Origin of the sequence: Desulfobacula sp. (assembly GCF_014237455.1) — a bacterium.
Classification (GTDB): Bacteria; Desulfobacterota; Desulfobacteria; order Desulfobacterales; family Desulfobacteraceae; genus Desulfobacula.
Map to the genome: position 1 here is coordinate 16,633 of NZ_JABZFL010000034.1, position 16,479 is coordinate 33,111.

The following is a 16,479-nucleotide window of genomic DNA, read 5'->3' on the forward strand; positions in this document are numbered from 1 at the left end:
TTATTTCAGCCCGATATTATCAAAAAACTGTTTGCGTTTCATCCGGTATAAATCCTTATCCTCTTTAACCAGATAAAAAAACCGATTGTTATCATCATCAAAACACTCAAACAGACCGGTATAATCTTCCTTGTCTGTTACATCACAGATACGGGACACATCATCATTGAATTTTTGGCAGACCATTGCCCAGTCTTCCTCTTTGGCATCTTTTTTAATGGTGGTTTTTTTTGACGCCTCTTTAAATTCCGCCTGGATGGATTTCATACTTTCTCCCCCAAACCCTATAATATTTGAATAAAAATTAAACTTATCGGAATGATCTTAACAAATGACGGCAGATGATGTAAAACAAATTTAAAAAACACAGAAAAACCAAGGATACAAACATGAAAATCGGTCGTAATGACTCATGCCCGTGCGGCAGTGGAAAAAAATATAAAAAATGCTGTTTGAATAAAAGCAATATCATACCCGCCATTGACCTGGCTTACAGACGCATCTCCAAGGCCTATGAAGAACTTGAACCTAAACTTGAAAAATATATGCTCAAACATTTTAACAGCGAGATCATAGAAGATGCATTGCATGAGTTTTTCTGCTGGCCGGATGAAGAGGATGAATATTTTACCGATGACGCCATGGATTCTCTTCAGGATCTTTACCGGCCATGGATTCTCTATAACTGGGATTGCAAACCGGACCTTGATGAAGCCTGGGCTGAAGAAGAGAGTGAAATCACCATTGCTGAAGCCTATATGAAGGAAAACATCAAAAAAATCAGTAATCTGGAAAAAAAACTTGTCAAAGGCATCAGCCGAAAGCCTTATTGCTTCTGGGATGTCATGGGAGTTAAACCCGGTCAATCCATTGACCTTAAGAATATTATGACCGGGAAGACCGTCACGGTTCAGGAGCATATGGGTTCAGGATACCTTAACCCTAAAAATATTGTTTTTGCCAGAGCAGTTGTCATAGATAATATCGACATGCTCATCGGCATGGGCCGGGCTATCATTCCGACCGGACTGAAACCGGCGTTGATCGAACTTCGGAAAGATATTAAAGAAGGCCGACTTCTGATAACTGATGAAGACCTGCTGGAATGGGATATGGACCTGCGGGAAGCCTATCTCGATATTGACCATCATTTGCACAACCCTCCAAAAATGCAGAACATCGACGGAGAGCTGCTGGAATTTCATAAACTTGTTTTTGAGATAAAAGACCCTGACTCCGCATTTGAAAAACTGGCCTCCCTGTGTACTGTTGAATCCCCCGAGACTATCCGGAAAACAGCCGAATCAGACAAAAAAGGACGAATCAGCAAGGTAAATTTTTCCTGGACAAAAAAAGGGAATAAAAAAATTCAACACTATGATAACACCATCTTAGGCGAAGTGCGTATCGACCATAAAAAAATGATAATACAAATCAACTCTGCACAGCGGGCTGAGCGCATATGCAAAGAGATTAAAACCCGGATGGGCAGTGATGCCAAGTTTAAAGTTGATGTCATTGAAGACATGGATCCGATCATGAATCATCCAGACGAAGATTCCTTTGACCATAAAAAATTTGAGGGGGAACATGATGCCCTGATGAAAAACCCTGAAATACAGCAGCAGTTAAAACAAATGCTCTCCAAGCACTGGGATAACTGGGTGGATATGAAAATTCCTGCCCTTGGAAATATAACCCCGAGGACAGCCGTAAAAACGGCAGACGGACGAGAGGCTGTAGAAGCGTTGCTATATGATATTGAGACCGGAAAAACCCCTGATCCGGTTTTAAATGAGCTGCACCGAAAAGGTGTTCAAAAAGTCAAAAAAGAGCTAGGCCTGGATTAAATGGAATTTTATCATAATTGCATTTTCCCAAAGCTGACCCACTGGGTTTGTTCCCGGAAAGATTTCATATATCAGCGTAAAAAGGTGGTCCCGCAAGCCTTTGGAAGAGTCCTGGAAATCGGGATCGGGTCAGGACTGAATTTGCCATTTTATAACCCGGAAAAAATCGACTTTGTATGGGGGTTGGATCCTTCAAAACAATTGCGGGAAATTGCAGAAAAAAATGCGGAGAAGGTTCCATTCAACGTCGAATTCATAACTTTGTCCGCCGAAGAGATTCCGCTTAAAAAAAATTCAGCAGATACTGTATTGGTTACTTATACCCTTTGCTCGATCCCTGATGTGGTGAAAGCTTTAAAAGAAATGAACCGGGTTTTGAAACCAGGGGGTGAATTGATTTTTTATGAACATGGGAAGGCACCGGATAATCATATTAGCAAATGGCAAAACAGAATGAATCCCCTCTGGAAATTAGTCAGCGACGGGTGTAATCTGAACAGACCCATACCCCGCCTTATCGAAAAAGGTGGTTTTAAAATCAGACATCTTGATATGAAGTATACGAGCAGTCTGAAACCGTTAAGTTTTAATTACTGGGGTACTGCTGTCCATGGATAACGTCTCTCCCTGTCCAAGGCAAAAACTTTCTTAAAACAATCTGCAATCCGCATGAACTGATCAGGCAGCAATCTCTCGAGCAAATTCAATCGCCTGCTGTTGAACCAAATCATTGAGCTTGTCAGGGGTTGTGCACGAACCAATATAAAGCTCACCGGCATTGATGGCCCTGTGGGGGTTCTGCATACGCCTGAAAGCTGTAAACACGCCTTCTGCATTGTCTTCGTAGGGTCCGGCACCCGTCACCAAAAGGGCCTGCCGCTGTCCGGCCACAAGGGATGCATGACCCGGCTGGTGATAGTTTGTGTACAGGCTGTAAGTCCTGTCAATCACTGCCTTGATCTGTGCGGTAAAGCCCCAGAAATACAATGGAGAGGTAAAAATAACCAGTTGTGAACTGACCATTTTCCCCAGGATTTCAGGTACATCGTCTTTTTGAATACACCCTATTGTATCGGGTTTTTCCTTGCACTTGGCGCATCCCATACATCCGTGAAGATTTTGAGAATTCAAGTAGATCGTCTCAACTTCATGACCCAGGGAAACCAGTTCTTCTTCAACCCAGCCAATTACCCTGGCCGTATTACCTTTTTTTCTGGCACTGCCCTGCAATATCGTTATTTTCATTGTATCTCCTTTTATTCAATTCATTTTTCAACTTAAGATTTTATACTCTCTTTTACCGGGGGCATCAATATTATTCTGTTTTTCATATCTTTGTGCCGGCCCCTGCGCCGGTTGCCGATTCCCTTTCAAGAGTTAATCCAGGGCTTTCTGGATGATGATTACACCTGAAAGGGAGAGCACCATTCCCAGAATAAACACTGGTCCCAGGTCCTGATGACCCGGAAGAAATCCCGCTGCCGCCGTTACTGCTGCAAGAAGGGTGGTTGCCGGAGGTTGAGCATTGGTTGTAATCGCTACCTGAACCGGTGTGAGATGCTGTAAAAGGATATTCCACAATATCATCATCACAGAACTTGTGATCACAATCATATATCCGAGCCCAAACCATCCGGCTGTTGAAACCGCGGAAAAATCAAAAGCCATCAGTGGTCCGACTGCTATGGGAAGCATAATGAGAACACCTAAAATCAAGCTCCAGGCTGTGACGGTCAACGCATTCTTCTTCCTGCATATGTCACTGGCCAGAACCGTATACAGAACCCAACAGAAAACAGCGGCGATCAACCAGAGATCACCGGTTCTCATTTCACTGATTTGAGCCCCGGATGCCCAAGGCCTTAAAACGATCACCACCCCTGAAAATGCAATAAAAACGCCTGCAAATTTCCGGAGAGAAGGCATTGTACCGATCCGAATACTTGAAACCAGAAGTACACCAAGGGGAGTCATAGCATAGAGAAGGGCGGAATGCCCCGGAACGGTAAGTTCAAGACCTTTTAAAAAACAATATTGATTCAACGGGACCAGCAACACGCCCAGCCCCAGAAGCCCAAACCATTCCCTTAAGGTGAAATCAGGTTTGGGGATTTTCCATCCGGTAAACATAAGAAAAATCACAGCAGATCCCAGGCCCCGGGAAACGGTTAAGACCATGGGATTTGCAAAGCTGACAGTTGCAGCCTTGCTGAAAATAAATGTGCCGGCTGCACCAAGCACATGAAGCGTCATAAACAGATACAGATAGTTTTTAGACATAACAGATGTTTGCTTCAATGATCCTTCCTTTATATATTAAGCCTGTAATTTAAAGGAATATTTCATTTTTTGAAACACAATTCTTATCTTTTTTTCCTGTGTTCCTTTTTTTTTCAAATCTGTATCTTTTTTCAGACAGCAAGGGCATATTAGACTATATTCAAAAAGGAGAAAATAAAATATGTCAGATATGCTCAAAAAACAGTCTGTTCTTGCTGGCTATCTTTGTGCCATTGGCGCCACAGCCTTATGGTCAGGGAACTTCATTGTCGCAAGAGGGCTCAGTGACAATATCCCCCCTGTCAGCCTTGCTTTCTGCAGATGGATGGTAGCGGTGATTGTTTTCACACCCTTTGCCGTCAAAAATCTTCTTCAAGAATGGCCGATCATAAAAAAACATATCACATACTTTTCAATCACATCCTTTCTGGGTATTACAACCTTCAATACCCTTATTTATTTTGCAGGCCAGACAACAACGGCCATGAATCTCTCGCTGATTTCCATCACATTTCCCATCTTTATTATCCTGTTTTCCAGATTTCTCTACAAAGAAATTTTAACCGTCAAAAAAGGGGTGGGCATCACAATCGTTTTAATCGGTGTTCTGTTTCTGATCACAAAAGGAAAATTCTCCACCCTCTTAAGTATTTCTTTCACTATTGGTGATGTCTGGATGTTAACAGCGGCCATCATATTTGCTGTTTACAGTCTTTTTTTAAAAAATAAGCCAAAAGGGTTAAGTATTAAAGCATTGCAGCTTTCCACTTTTATCTTAGGATTGCTTTTTCTATTTCCATTTTTCTTATGGGAACTCACCACGGTCCATCAATCCTTTTTAAATCAAACCACCATCCCGGCAATCCTTTATGTCGGCATCTTTGCATCGCTGTGTGCCTTTGTACTGTGGAATAAATCCATTGTCATACTCGGGCCCTCCAAGGCAGGCATGGTATATTATACCCTTCCCCTCTTCACTGGTTTTTCAGGGTATCTTTTTTTGCATGAGAGCATCGGCATGGTTCATTTTTACAGCATGATACTTATTTTTTCCGGTATTATCGCCACGAATCATGAATCCAAATGAAACCCAATAATGCTGCTTTAGATTTTAAAGGGGTGCTGCTGCTTATACTTCTTTGTGCAAGCTGGGGGTTTAACCAGGTGGCCATTAAGGTTGCAATTGAGGGTATCTCTCCGGTTCTCCAGGCCGGTATCCGGTCAATCGGTGCAACCATATTAGTGCTGATATGGATGAACGTACGCCGTATTCCTGTCCTGGCAAAAGACAATACCCTTTGGTGGGGAATCGCTGTCGGCCTTCTCTTTTCAATAGAATTTATTCTGATCTACCGGGGCCTTAATTTCACTAATGCATCACGGGCAGTCATTTTTCTGAACACGTCACCATTTGCTGTCGCCTTAGGTGCCCAGCTCTTCATTCCCGGAGAAAAACTCAACAAAATCCAGGTATCCGGTCTTTGCCTGGCCTTTATCGGTATAATTATCGCATTTAATGAATCCTTAAACCTTCCCACCAGACAGATGCTCATCGGGGATATCATGCTGACCGGTGCGGCAGTCATCTGGGGTGCAACAACCGTCGTAATAAAAGCAGGTCCCCTTGCATCTATTGCGCCGAGCAAAACACTTTTATACCAGCTTGGTATTTCTGCAATGGTTCTTCCTGCCGTCTCCCCGGCATTTGGAGAGCCGGGTATCACAAACATGACCCCTTTAGTTATCACCAGTCTTTTTTACCAAATTGTCTGGATCGCTTTTATCACCTATATTGCCTGGTTCTGGCTGATCAGCAATTATGCTGTATCAAGACTGGCATCATTCACTTTTTTAACACCTTTTTTTGGGGTAATTGCCGGGGCCGTATTCCTCAACGAACAGATAACCCTATACCTTATATGTGCTCTTGTTCTGGTAGGGACAGGGATATATCTTGTAAACCGACATTAAAATTAAGGATCTCTTTTTGCTTTAATCTTCAGATTATTATGATTCAGAATGGCAACGATGCCATCTCATTTAAACAATTTCTTCTTGACAACAGAAGAGTATGGCTCTAAAGAAATAAAGGAAGCTATTAATGTCAGATGAATACAAGCAAATGTCAAACAAAAATAATCATAAAGGAAAGTCATGGCACGAAGTGAAATCAAAATGATAGAAGATTTTATTTTTGAGACTGAACTTGCAGTAAGGCTTACAGATATAAGCTATGGTAATCATGTTGGAGATGATGCTTTTGTTTCCCTTATTCATGAAGCCAGGGTAAGGTTTCTGGAAAAATTCGGTTTTCCAAAACCAGATATTTCTGGAAAAGCGTTAGTTATTTCAGACCTTGCTGTTTCATATAAATCGCAATCGGTTTATGGCGATAAATTAAAATTTGAAATGGGCGCAGGTAATTTTACCAAATATGGGTGTGATATATTTTACCGGGTAACAAATACAGAAACCGGCAACTTAGTAATACTTGCAAAAACCGGGATTGTTTTCTTTGACTTTGCCCAAAATAAGATTACGACTCCCCCTGAGGCATTTTCATTTCAATTTGCGCCTGCCTGATTAGATTCAAAATCCTTCCTAATCCGTCCAGTTTTGTTTCCATTCATACTTAAAATCGCCAGAAGAACGATGGCTCCAGACAGCAGACGTATAATGGTAAAGCTGGATGCATCAATGGCTCTCTCACCCAACGCCAGTCGACACAGCACTGAATTTGCAGCAAACGCAATTAGTGCTAAGCCAGTAAAGATAATAGTTTTGACTAAGTAATCAGTGGATTTGTTGATCAATCTCGACTCCATATAAAGCATCATAAGTTGGTTATACAGTTTTGGATCATTGAAGTGGACCCTACGATGGACCCCATTGTTTGGACAGCCTGCTAAGAAAGTTAGGCTATCATTTCGTTGATCATATACCACATTTTTGCACCACTTGAGCAAAAAATTTTTAAGCGTGAGCTCACCTGAAGGCTCCCACATTCTCCCGATATCTATTCCTTTCAACGTACCAATATATAGATCACAATTTGGCAGATTTCAGAAAAATATTTCTCAAGATTTGAACTGCTGGGAAGTGTATCTCCAATAAAGATTAAGGTGATCTTGATTAATTTGAATTTACCCTTTCTTATATATTTGAATTAATTTATGAAAATTTATTTACTTTGCATCACAATATACTGTACGGTGATTATTATTGAAATCTACCAGAATATAAAAATCATTCTGTTGTTGTTACGATTTGGGGAGTGTGCGGAACATGGCAAGTATTCCACACCAAGGATCAAATTCATTCCGATATTGAAAGAGAATTTTTATGTTTGAAAATCTATCCTATGAAAATTAGGTATTCATTCACGGGGTTGTCAAGTGATTATAAGTGGCTGAAATTATAAACAATAATAATTTATTTTGATACTGCATTAGTGATTAACATTTTAAATCGGGTCGGATATTCTATTTTGCATTGTTAATTATGGGATTAGCCTGTTTCTGTATAACATATCATCATAGGATGTTACTCAGAAAAAAACTGGTAAGCTTATTGTTATATTTTCGTCGGCAAGGTGGGACTACGAAAAAACAAAAAGGGAGATGGCAATGGTTCATAACGGCTTTCTAACTCGCAGGGATTTCTTAAGACAGAGCGGGGTATCTGCTTTTGGATTTGCTGTCATTATGCAATCCAGTGGGCTATTAACCGGTTGTGGAACCATGCCAGTTGATGTGGTTAAAGACTTGAAATCTGTTCACTATCCCAGGCTTTCGGGACAAAAAATACAATCCCCAGACCATTATGGGCAACACGGGTGCATGGTAGGGTATTACTATGGCCAAAAACTTGTTGGTAGACCTATCAAAATTTTTCCTGAGGTGATTGAGCGTTATATTCGGATCATAGGAAAGCCACCTTCTGTAATTTATCAACCAAACCCCTTTTACAGAAATCAACCCAACGTGGAATTTGCAAAGGATCAAGCAATCACGGCTGCAGAACATGGCGTAATTCCTTCCCTTATCCTTGACGTAAGAATGCTTTACGAAGCACGCCGGAGTCATCTCCTCGAGGATATTATTCGCGGGAAAGCCGATGCCCGTCTAAGGAGATATGCAAAAGAGAGCGTCAAATTTGGCAAACAATACGGAGGCTTTTTTTTCAGAACACTGATTGAAGCCAATGGGGGGACTTATCCCTGGCGGGGTCAGCCGGAAAAAGTCAAAGAAGCCTGGCGGCACATGTGGGAGTTATTCGAAGTGGAGGGAGCCAATGAATATGTAACCTGGGTATGGGATCAATTCTATCAGGGCTGGTATATTTCGAATAGCAATATTGTCAAATGGTCCAGCTGGCCAGATGATTACTATCCGGGTAACCGTTATGTTGACTGGATAGGAATGAACGTCTGGAATTTTGGCGACTCGCAATCATATAGCCACTGGGAGTCTATTGATGAAGCTCTTGGTTTCGGGTATTCGAACGTTCGAAAGAACCATCCTGACAAGCCTGTGATGCTCGCTGAATTTGGATGCCACGAACAGGCGGGTAAAGCAAAGTGGGTAAAGGATACCTTTAAACAGGTAAAGGAGAAATACAAAGGGATTAAACTTATAGGCTGGATCGACTTTCCATGGTACATGCCGGAAAAAAATTCTCCTACCAAAAATATTGTTAATTCATCTATAGATTCTTCCGAAGCATCTTTACGTGCTTTTGTAAAGGGAGTAGCAGATCCTTATTACTTGGGAAAGGTTCCCTATCGAACTTTTTAATATAACCACACACAAACTGGAAAGTGGTCTTGGGGATGGGTCAAGAGATTATTGTATGATTTCTCATAGATAAAGGTGCATGGTTACAGAGGTGTGCATTCTACCCATCTTCCTTTTGAGACAATAAAAAGTGGTAAAAGCGACACCAAAAACCGATATTCAATATATACTCCTTGTATATATTTCTTGACAAAAAGCATTTACTTATCCATTGAATCAGCTTAGAATTTTAATTTATGGCATTTGATCTGCTCTCAGTGTTAAGAAGGAGGTCTTTATGGTCCCTCAAAACAATACCTTAATAAAGTATTTATTGACAATTTTATTATGTTCTATTGTTGGAGGATGCACTTCATTAGGTCCAACGAAACCTAATGAACCATTCCATGGCCCTTATACTGATTTATTTAAAGAAATTATAGAAAGTAATGCTTTGCTCGCAAAAGAAATAGGAAAATTACCAGATATTCAAGATGGAATTTCATCTGATGAAATGATTGCGTTGAAAAGATTGGATAGGATATATAATGAAAATCCAATACATTTTGATGAATATTTTGATATAATGTACCAGATCGGTTTACCGGAAGTTAGAAAGTATTGTACGCCATTGCAGGCCCTTTTTTGGCTTTTACAAAAAAATCCTGAGTTAGCCTACCGACGTATCAAAGAAAAAGAAATCAACTGGTTGTTATCGTCGGCATGGTTTTCTTATTATGACAAATCAAGGTGGGGGAATCCACAAGATGTCATGGATCGTTTAAACGCTCCAATTGTGTTTGAACTTTGGCTCAGGAGAAATTTTAAATATAATTGGAAAAAATTACCTGTAAGAAATCCTATATCTGCTCTTCAAACGGCGAAACAAACACTCAAAATAAAGAAGGGTATATGTACTGATGCAGCGTACCTCGCTTATATATGCCTTGGTAAAGCTGGTTACGAGACAATCCCTTTGCGGGCGTATTTTCACAAAGAGTCGAGTAAAAGCCCATTAGGGTATGTCGTGGGCCACACCATTTGTGTGATAAAAAAAGGGAATGAATTTTACATGGCAGGCGATTCAAATGCAATGGAAGCAATGGAAACGACAAAACGTCCATTTAGAAATCTAAAAGAAATAGCAGAATATATGGCAGAGTTCCAAGGGTGCCATTTACAAGGTTACACTACCGGTTTTGATGCATTTTACCGTTTGAGATTTTAGTTGGTTTTATGATGAACTTATTGATCCTACCCCAATAAACTGGAGACCGAGTTAAGCCACATTTTTCAGGTTATACCATTCCTGCTCACAGTGAGCAGGCGCTTTCCAGCCATTGGCCGAATGTTTCCTTCTTTGATTATAATAAACCTCAATATATTTAAAGAGAATTCTTTCAGTCTCTTCAAAACTATTAAAACGAATATGGTAGACCAACTGTGTTTTTAATGTATGAAAAAATGATTCTGCAACAGCGTTATCCCAGCAATTTCCCTTACGGCTCATGCTTTGAATAAAACCATGTTTCTTAAGTGCTTTTTTAAAATCTTGACTGGCGTATTGCACACCACGATCACTGTGGATCATCAATCCCTTCCCAGGCCTGCGGCGCATGATAGCTTTTTTCAATGCCAGAATAACCGAGTGCCTTTCAAGGGAACCGCTTAAATCCCAGCCTACAACACATCTGGAAAACAGATCTATAAAAATAGTCAAATAGTACCATTGCCTGCCAATCTTTAAATATGTAATATCGGTTACCCATACTGTGTTCGGTGCTTCAACATCAAATTCCCTGTTCAACAGGTTAGGGGCCACTGGCTCATTATGTTTGGAATCAGTGGTGACAACAAATTTCTTTAATCTTTTACATTTCAGATTCATGTCGCGCATCAGACGAGCAACTCTATTTTGACCAACATTATAAAATTCGGGGTCATCATGGAGGTCTGCTGTGATCAGTGGGCTGCCAGCCATACCATTATGCTCTGAAAACAATTCAAAAATACGTTTTTTTAAATGCTCGTTTCTCATAGCCCGTGCTGATGGTGCCCTGTTTTGCCAATGATAGAAACCGCTCATAGATAGTTTCAATACCTGGCACATCTTCTTCATCGTAAATTTAGAGCGGTGAGCTTTAATAAATTGATATCTCATTTCGATGTCCTGCTGAAGATGGCCATGGCTTTTTTTAATATGTCTCTCTCCATTTCAGTATCCCGAAGCTTTTTTCCAAGCTCCCGAATTCGTTTCTGATTTGGGGTCAATGCCTCAACACCATTGCCGGGGAATACATATTGCCCGCTTGCCCGGTGGTACTCACGTCGCCAGCGATATAGGAGATCTTTGCCAATACCTAAATTTTCTGCCACCCCAGTAACAGATCGCCCAGGTTCAGAGCATAATAGAACTGCATTCCTTTTGAAATCCTGATCAAATTTTCTTCTGGATTTCGAACTCATGTTTTGTCCTCCTTAATTTTCATTATAGAGGCTTAACTGAGTGTCTACAATACCGGGGGAGGATCAAAAAAACATTCGCCAGACTTTTGTTTTAAAAACCATTCATATTAATTTTTGTTCATACCTGTTCAAATTTTTCAAGAGCTTTTGTCCAGATATATTTATATCTTTGCCCTATTCAAGACGTATGTAACAAATATTTTTTAACCTTGGAGGAAATGTCGATTAATAAAGCCAAGCCATGTATTAAAAAATACTGCTATTTTAATGGTTTAGATAGGTTTTTAAAAATCGACTCTACCTGTTCCACATCAATGATTTCCGGTCGCTTCAATGGGTTCTATTGCCGATAAATTTTCTTTTATTCATAGATGGTGTGAAGCTTCGGATCAAAGGCTTCTCGTATGCCTTCACCGATAAAGGTGACCGTCATAAGGGTTGTTACAAGGGCAGCTACGACAGAAGAGACAATCCACCAGGCCTCCATGTTCTGCCAGCCCTGTGACAACAATTCCCCCCAGGAAGGTGTCGGGGCAGGCAGCCCGAACCCCAGATAATCAAGGGATGTTAAAGCGACAATCCCCCCTGAAATGGCAAAGGGGGCATAGGTCACGATTACGGAAATGGTGTTGGGGATAATGTGTTTGAATATGATCCTTGCATGGGATGCTCCAAGAGACCGCACTGCCAGAATATATTCCCTTTCTTTTTCTTTATAGGTCATGGTTCGCATGACCCAGGTAATGCCGATCCACCCGAAAAAGGCCATGATCAAAAGCAAAATCATGAAATTTGGAATCACAATGGAGGCAATGATAATGATCACATATAAAAACGGGACATTATTCCAGATTTCGATGATCCGCTGGAAGATTAAATCAAATTTCCCTCCGAAATATCCCATGGAACAGCCAATGGTAATCCCGACGCTATAGTTCATGATCAAAAGAACAAAAGAAAAAAGAATGGCGGTTCGAAACCCGTAGACAAGGCGCGCAAGAATATCTCTGCCCACATTGTCGGTTCCCAGAAAATGCTTTTCTTTAAATGAGGGGGGAAACGGCGGATACGAATTGAGTTTCAAATCATTCTCATAAGGGTTATAGGGAACCGGGGGCAGGATGACAAAATTGGATGACGTCTCAAACTTTTTTTTAAGATCCCTGTAATTGGTTTCATACTCATAGCCAAGATTAAAAACAGAGCCCGGGATCATAGTGGTATAGGTTGGAAAATAAAGAGTGCCGTTATAATAAACCAGCAATGCCCGCGAATTGATAAAGGCCTCGGCAAAAAAAGAAAAAAAGATCATTAAAGAAAGAATAACAAATGACCAGAATCCTCTTTTAATGGATCGAAACCGTTTGATCTTTTTTATGGTAACAGGATTTAAAGATATCATTTAAACCTCACCCTGGGATCGACAAGCGCAACACAGATGTCGGATAGAATATTACCAATCATGAACAAGAGGGATGAGATAACAAGGATACCCATCACCACCGGGTAATCCCTGTCAAGAATGGATTCATATCCCAAAAGCCCCATACCGTTGATATTGAATACTTTTTCAATCAAAAATGATCCCATTAAAAGGATGGAGATATTATTTCCAAAGCTGGTTGCCAGGGGAATCAGACTGTTTTGCATGGCATGATTCAGTACAGCTTTTTTAAAGGGAAGCCCTTTGGCAATGGCTGTTCTGACATAATCGGAAGACAGATTATCCATAAGGGTGTTTTTCATCAAAAGTGTCATCACGGTAAAAGAACCAATGACATAGGAAAACAGGGGTAAAATGGTATGCCAGGCAATATCCAGAATTTTTTCAAACAGATTCATCTCTTCAAACAATTCGGACACAAGCCCTCCCAAAGGGAACACATCATAATTGGATGCAAACAAAACCAGCATGAATACGCCTGCCACCCATCCGGGAATGGCATAACCCGTAAAAATAATGATGGATGTAATATTATCAAATCCGGTTTTATGCCGAATGGCCTTTGCAACGCCAAGGGGAATACAGACCCCGTAAATCATGATCAGGCTTAAGATGCCAAAATAAAGAGAGATGGGAATTCGGTCTCTTATCATATCCCAGACCGGATCATAATATCGTGTGGATTGACCCAGATCTCCTCTCAACACTTTGCCAAGCCAGATAAAATAGCTGGTTAATACAGGTTTATCAAACCCGTAGTATTCTTTTAATTTTTGGATTTGTTCGTGGGAAAGGGGTTGCTCGCTACCTGGGCCGGACATGGAAGATGAACCTGATCCGCCGTGGCCTGTCTGCATGGCCCTTGTATCGGTAATAATTCTTTCAATGGGGCCTCCGGGTACAAAACGAGTGATGGTAAAAACCATAATGGTAATACCGATGAATGTCGGTATCACCAGAAGCAATCGTCTTATGAAATATGCGGTCATGACATTGTTTTAAATACGGATTCAAGTGCCTTATCAAGGTTTTCAGGTTTTGTGCCGCCGGCCTGGGCCATATCGGGACGGCCACCACCGCCGCCGCCAACTATTTTAGCCGCTGCTTTTACAATATCGCCTGCTTTATATTCTTTTGTCAAATCCTCGGTCACAATAGAAATCAATAACGCTTTCCCACCGGATTGGGCGCCAAGAAGGACGACCCCGGATCCTATTTTTGTCTTGAATTTATCAGCCAGATCTCTTAACTGGGACGGATTTTCAATCTCCACCCGCCTTGAAATCACTTTGACACCGTTTATTTCCCTTATGGCATCATCAATATTTTCAACAGATTTTGACGCCATTTTTGCTTTCATGGATTCAAGTTCTTTTTCAAGAGTCTTCTTGTCTTTTAATACCACCTCAATCTTTGATACCACGTCCTCTTTTGCCCCTTTCAACCGATCTGCTACAGAATCAATCAGATGCTGATCCTTGTGAACGGTATCAAGTGCCGCCTGGCCGGTTACAGCTTCGATTCTTCGAACGCCGGAAGCAATCCCGCCTTCTGACAAAATTTTAAACAGTCCGATATCACCGGATGATTTTGTATGGGTTCCCCCGCAAAGCTCCCGGGAGAATGACCCTTGGGAAACCACCCTTACCACATCCCCGTATTTTTCTTCAAACAGGGCGGTAGCACCTGCTTTAACCGCCTCATCCATGTTCATCTCTTCTGTCTCAATTGAATGATTTTCACGAATCCTTAAGTTGACTTCATTCTCTATGGCCTGAATATCCTGGATAGAAATAGATGAAAAATGGGTAAAATCAAATCTTAATCTTGTGTCTGTTACAAGAGAACCGGCTTGTTTAATATGATCCCCCAGGACTTTTCTCAAGGCCGAATGAAGGATATGGGTGGCCGTATGGTTCACTGCTGTATTTTGTCTTTTCTGTGCATCTACCTTGAGTATAAATGTATCCCCTTTTTTAACCTCGCCTTTTTCAACCATACCTTTATGGATGGCAAGCCCGGTGGGATCTTTCACCGTGTCCGTAATCGTGATGACGCAAGTTTCATTTTCAAATCCGCCTGCATCTCCCGCCTGGCCGCCGGATTCTGCATAAAAGACTGTAGCGGCGGTTACAATTTCTATGATATCGCCCTGTTTAGCCGTTTCAATTTCCTTATCATCCTGGACAATGATGAGCACATCCGACTCTCCTTCAATAGTGTCATAGCCCTCAAAAGAAGTCTTTATCCCTTTTGAAGTCAGGGCTTTATAAGCAACACCCACGCCTGCAAATTTTTTAGTGGACTTTGACCTTGCTTTTTGTTCTGCCATGGCCTGGTCAAACCCTACCATGTCAAGATCAATATCCATCTCTTTGACGTGATCGACAATGATGTCCACTGGAAATCCATAGGTATCATAGAGCTTGAAAATCATATCCCCAGTAATTTCTCTTTTTGGTATGAACTCTTTACCGTCTTTCACAAAAATAGGCCCATCTCGATCCGGAAGGTCTTCAATTACGACTTCCAGAAGTTTCATCCCGGCATCCAGGGTTTCAAGAAATTTTTCCTCTTCATTCTTCACCACATTCAAAATAAATGCAGCAGAATCTTTCAACTCGGGATAAGCTTCATCCATAATTGCAAAAACCGTCTGTACCGTCTCATGCATAAAAGGTTTGACAAGCCCGATACTTCTTCCATACCGAATGGCCCGCCTCATGATGCGACGAAGCACGTACCCGCGTCCTTCATTGGAGGGCATCACTCCGTCACAAATCAGGAAAGCAGATGCCCTGGAATGATCGGCAATGACCTTCATGGCCACTTCAACCAGATCAGACTCATGCCGTTTTTTATTGGAAAGTTCCCCGACTTTTTCCATAATAGGCACAAAAAGGTCTGTGTCATAATTTGTGGGAACCCCCTGGAGAACCGAAATCACCCGTTCAAGACCCAGGCCCGTATCTATACTTGGTTTTGGCAATGGTGTCATATTGCCCTGTTCATCTTTTTCAAACTGCATGAACACAAGGTTCCATAATTCCAGCCACCGGTCACAGTCACACCCGACAGCACAGTCTTTGCTGTCACAGCCAAATTCTATGCCACGGTCAATATGAATTTCACTGCAGGGTCCGCAAGGCCCTGTGTCTCCCATAGACCAGAAGTTATCCTCTTCTCCAAGCCGCACAATTCTTTCCGGAGGAACACCCGCGACTTTCTGCCAAAGGTCAAAGGCCTCATCGTCATCAAGAAAAACAGACACCCAGAGTTTATCCTTGTCAAACCCATAGCCGTTTGTGAGAAGATCCCAACAAAAGTCAATGGCTTTTTCCTTAAAATAATTACCAAAGGAAAAATTGCCCAGCATTTCAAAAAAAGTATGATGCCTTGCCGTATACCCGACATTTTCAAGGTCATTATGTTTTCCGCCGGCCCTGACACATTTTTGAGAGGTTACCGCAGTTAAATAATCCCTTTTTTCATCTCCCGTGAAAACCCGTTTAAACTGCACCATTCCGGAATTCACAAACAAAAGGGTCGGATCATCCTGTGGTACAAGGGAAGACGATCTTACCTGCTGATGATTGTGTTTTTTAAAATACTCGATAAACATCTTTCTGGCATCATTGCCTGTCATATCACAACTCCTAATTCA

The 16,479-nt window shown here is 41.4% G+C and carries 14 protein-coding genes and 1 pseudogene; 7 read left to right on the forward strand and 8 right to left on the reverse strand.

Features of this window, described 5'->3' with window-relative positions:
• Positions 1–267 (reverse strand): hypothetical protein, encoded by a 267-nt coding sequence (locus HGJ91_RS05420; protein WP_291346689.1) that lies wholly within the window; start codon positions 265–267, stop codon positions 1–3.
• A gap of 122 nt (positions 268–389) precedes the next feature.
• Here HGJ91_RS05420 and HGJ91_RS05425 point away from each other — a divergent pair, with 122 nt between their 5' ends.
• Both HGJ91_RS05425 and HGJ91_RS05430 read left to right on the forward strand, forming a co-directional pair.
• Positions 390–1,850, forward strand: a complete 1,461-nt coding sequence (locus tag HGJ91_RS05425) for an SEC-C metal-binding domain-containing protein (RefSeq protein ID WP_291346690.1) — start codon at positions 390–392, stop codon at positions 1,848–1,850.
• Complete coding sequence (locus tag HGJ91_RS05430) at positions 1,851–2,468, forward strand: class I SAM-dependent methyltransferase (protein WP_291346691.1); 618 nt, start codon at positions 1,851–1,853, stop codon at positions 2,466–2,468. It abuts the gene before it with no gap.
• Positions 2,469–2,528: 60 nt separating this feature from the next.
• Here the strand turns inward: HGJ91_RS05430 and HGJ91_RS05435 are convergent, their stop codons facing one another.
• Positions 2,529–3,095, reverse strand: coding sequence for a flavodoxin family protein (locus tag HGJ91_RS05435; protein ID WP_291346692.1), 567 nt, complete (start codon positions 3,093–3,095; stop codon positions 2,529–2,531).
• Positions 3,096–3,227: 132 nt separating this feature from the next.
• Positions 3,228–4,148: a DMT family transporter gene (locus HGJ91_RS05440; RefSeq protein WP_291346693.1), complete on the reverse strand. Its 921-nt coding sequence runs from the start codon at positions 4,146–4,148 to the stop codon at positions 3,228–3,230.
• 163 nt (positions 4,149–4,311) lie between these two features.
• Here HGJ91_RS05440 and HGJ91_RS05445 point away from each other — a divergent pair, with 163 nt between their 5' ends.
• From HGJ91_RS05445 to HGJ91_RS05455, 3 genes are all read left to right on the forward strand, one after another.
• Positions 4,312–5,217 carry a DMT family transporter gene (locus HGJ91_RS05445; protein WP_291346694.1) on the forward strand — a complete coding sequence of 302 codons (906 nt, stop codon included), beginning with the start codon at positions 4,312–4,314 and terminating at the stop codon, positions 5,215–5,217.
• Positions 5,214–6,101 carry a DMT family transporter gene (locus tag HGJ91_RS05450; RefSeq protein ID WP_291346695.1) on the forward strand — a complete coding sequence of 296 codons (888 nt, stop codon included), beginning with the start codon at positions 5,214–5,216 and terminating at the stop codon, positions 6,099–6,101. Before HGJ91_RS05445 ends, HGJ91_RS05450 begins: the two co-directional genes overlap by 4 nt.
• 183 nt (positions 6,102–6,284) lie before the next feature.
• Positions 6,285–6,713 carry a thioesterase family protein gene (locus tag HGJ91_RS05455; protein WP_291346696.1) on the forward strand — a complete coding sequence of 143 codons (429 nt, stop codon included), beginning with the start codon at positions 6,285–6,287 and terminating at the stop codon, positions 6,711–6,713.
• Here HGJ91_RS05455 and HGJ91_RS05460 read toward each other — a convergent pair.
• Entirely contained in the window at positions 6,695–6,943 is a 249-nt protein-coding gene (locus HGJ91_RS05460; RefSeq protein WP_291346697.1) for a hypothetical protein, read from the reverse strand. The two genes, HGJ91_RS05455 and HGJ91_RS05460, sit on opposite strands and share 19 nt — an antisense overlap.
• An 813-nt stretch (positions 6,944–7,756) precedes the next feature.
• Between HGJ91_RS05460 and HGJ91_RS05465 the strand changes: the two genes are divergently transcribed.
• Positions 7,757–8,926, forward strand: a complete 1,170-nt coding sequence (locus HGJ91_RS05465) for a hypothetical protein (RefSeq protein WP_291346698.1) — start codon at positions 7,757–7,759, stop codon at positions 8,924–8,926.
• Positions 8,927–9,203: 277 nt separating this feature from the next.
• Entirely contained in the window at positions 9,204–10,133 is a 930-nt protein-coding gene (locus tag HGJ91_RS05470) for a transglutaminase-like domain-containing protein (protein WP_291346699.1), read from the forward strand.
• Positions 10,134–10,184: 51 nt separating this feature from the next.
• Here HGJ91_RS05470 and HGJ91_RS05475 read toward each other — a convergent pair.
• The 4 genes and pseudogenes from HGJ91_RS05475 to alaS all read right to left on the reverse strand — a co-directional run bounded on the left by HGJ91_RS05475 (position 10,185) and on the right by alaS (position 16,461).
• Positions 10,185–11,371 (reverse strand): annotated as a pseudogene (locus tag HGJ91_RS05475) (IS3 family transposase).
• A gap of 361 nt (positions 11,372–11,732) precedes the next feature.
• Complete coding sequence (locus HGJ91_RS05480; protein ID WP_291346700.1) at positions 11,733–12,773, reverse strand: ABC transporter permease; 1,041 nt, start codon at positions 12,771–12,773, stop codon at positions 11,733–11,735.
• On the reverse strand, positions 12,770–13,804 hold the full coding sequence (locus HGJ91_RS05485) for an ABC transporter permease subunit (protein WP_291346701.1): 1,035 nt from the start codon (positions 13,802–13,804) through the stop codon (positions 12,770–12,772). The genes HGJ91_RS05480 and HGJ91_RS05485 overlap by 4 nt, the downstream gene beginning before the upstream one ends.
• Positions 13,801–16,461, reverse strand: coding sequence for an alanine--tRNA ligase (gene alaS / locus HGJ91_RS05490; RefSeq protein WP_291346702.1), 2,661 nt, complete (start codon positions 16,459–16,461; stop codon positions 13,801–13,803). Before alaS ends, HGJ91_RS05485 begins: the two co-directional genes overlap by 4 nt.
• Positions 16,462–16,479 lie beyond the last annotated feature (18 nt).

Coding starts and splice junctions, on each gene's coding strand:
- HGJ91_RS05420 (WP_291346689.1), bottom strand. CDS start 267: ATGAAATCCATCCAGGCGGAATTTAAAGAGGCGTCAAAAAAAACCACC.
- alaS (WP_291346702.1), bottom strand. CDS start 16,461: ATGACAGGCAATGATGCCAGAAAGATGTTTATCGAGTATTTTAAAAAA.
- HGJ91_RS05485 (WP_291346701.1), bottom strand. CDS start 13,804: ATGACCGCATATTTCATAAGACGATTGCTTCTGGTGATACCGACATTC.
- HGJ91_RS05450 (WP_291346695.1), top strand. CDS start 5,214: ATGAAACCCAATAATGCTGCTTTAGATTTTAAAGGGGTGCTGCTGCTT.
- HGJ91_RS05470 (WP_291346699.1), top strand. CDS start 9,204: ATGGTCCCTCAAAACAATACCTTAATAAAGTATTTATTGACAATTTTA.
- HGJ91_RS05445 (WP_291346694.1), top strand. CDS start 4,312: ATGTCAGATATGCTCAAAAAACAGTCTGTTCTTGCTGGCTATCTTTGT.
- HGJ91_RS05425 (WP_291346690.1), top strand. CDS start 390: ATGAAAATCGGTCGTAATGACTCATGCCCGTGCGGCAGTGGAAAAAAA.
- HGJ91_RS05465 (WP_291346698.1), top strand. CDS start 7,757: ATGGTTCATAACGGCTTTCTAACTCGCAGGGATTTCTTAAGACAGAGC.
- HGJ91_RS05430 (WP_291346691.1), top strand. CDS start 1,851: ATGGAATTTTATCATAATTGCATTTTCCCAAAGCTGACCCACTGGGTT.
- HGJ91_RS05480 (WP_291346700.1), bottom strand. CDS start 12,773: ATGATATCTTTAAATCCTGTTACCATAAAAAAGATCAAACGGTTTCGA.
- HGJ91_RS05455 (WP_291346696.1), top strand. CDS start 6,285: ATGGCACGAAGTGAAATCAAAATGATAGAAGATTTTATTTTTGAGACT.
- HGJ91_RS05435 (WP_291346692.1), bottom strand. CDS start 3,095: ATGAAAATAACGATATTGCAGGGCAGTGCCAGAAAAAAAGGTAATACG.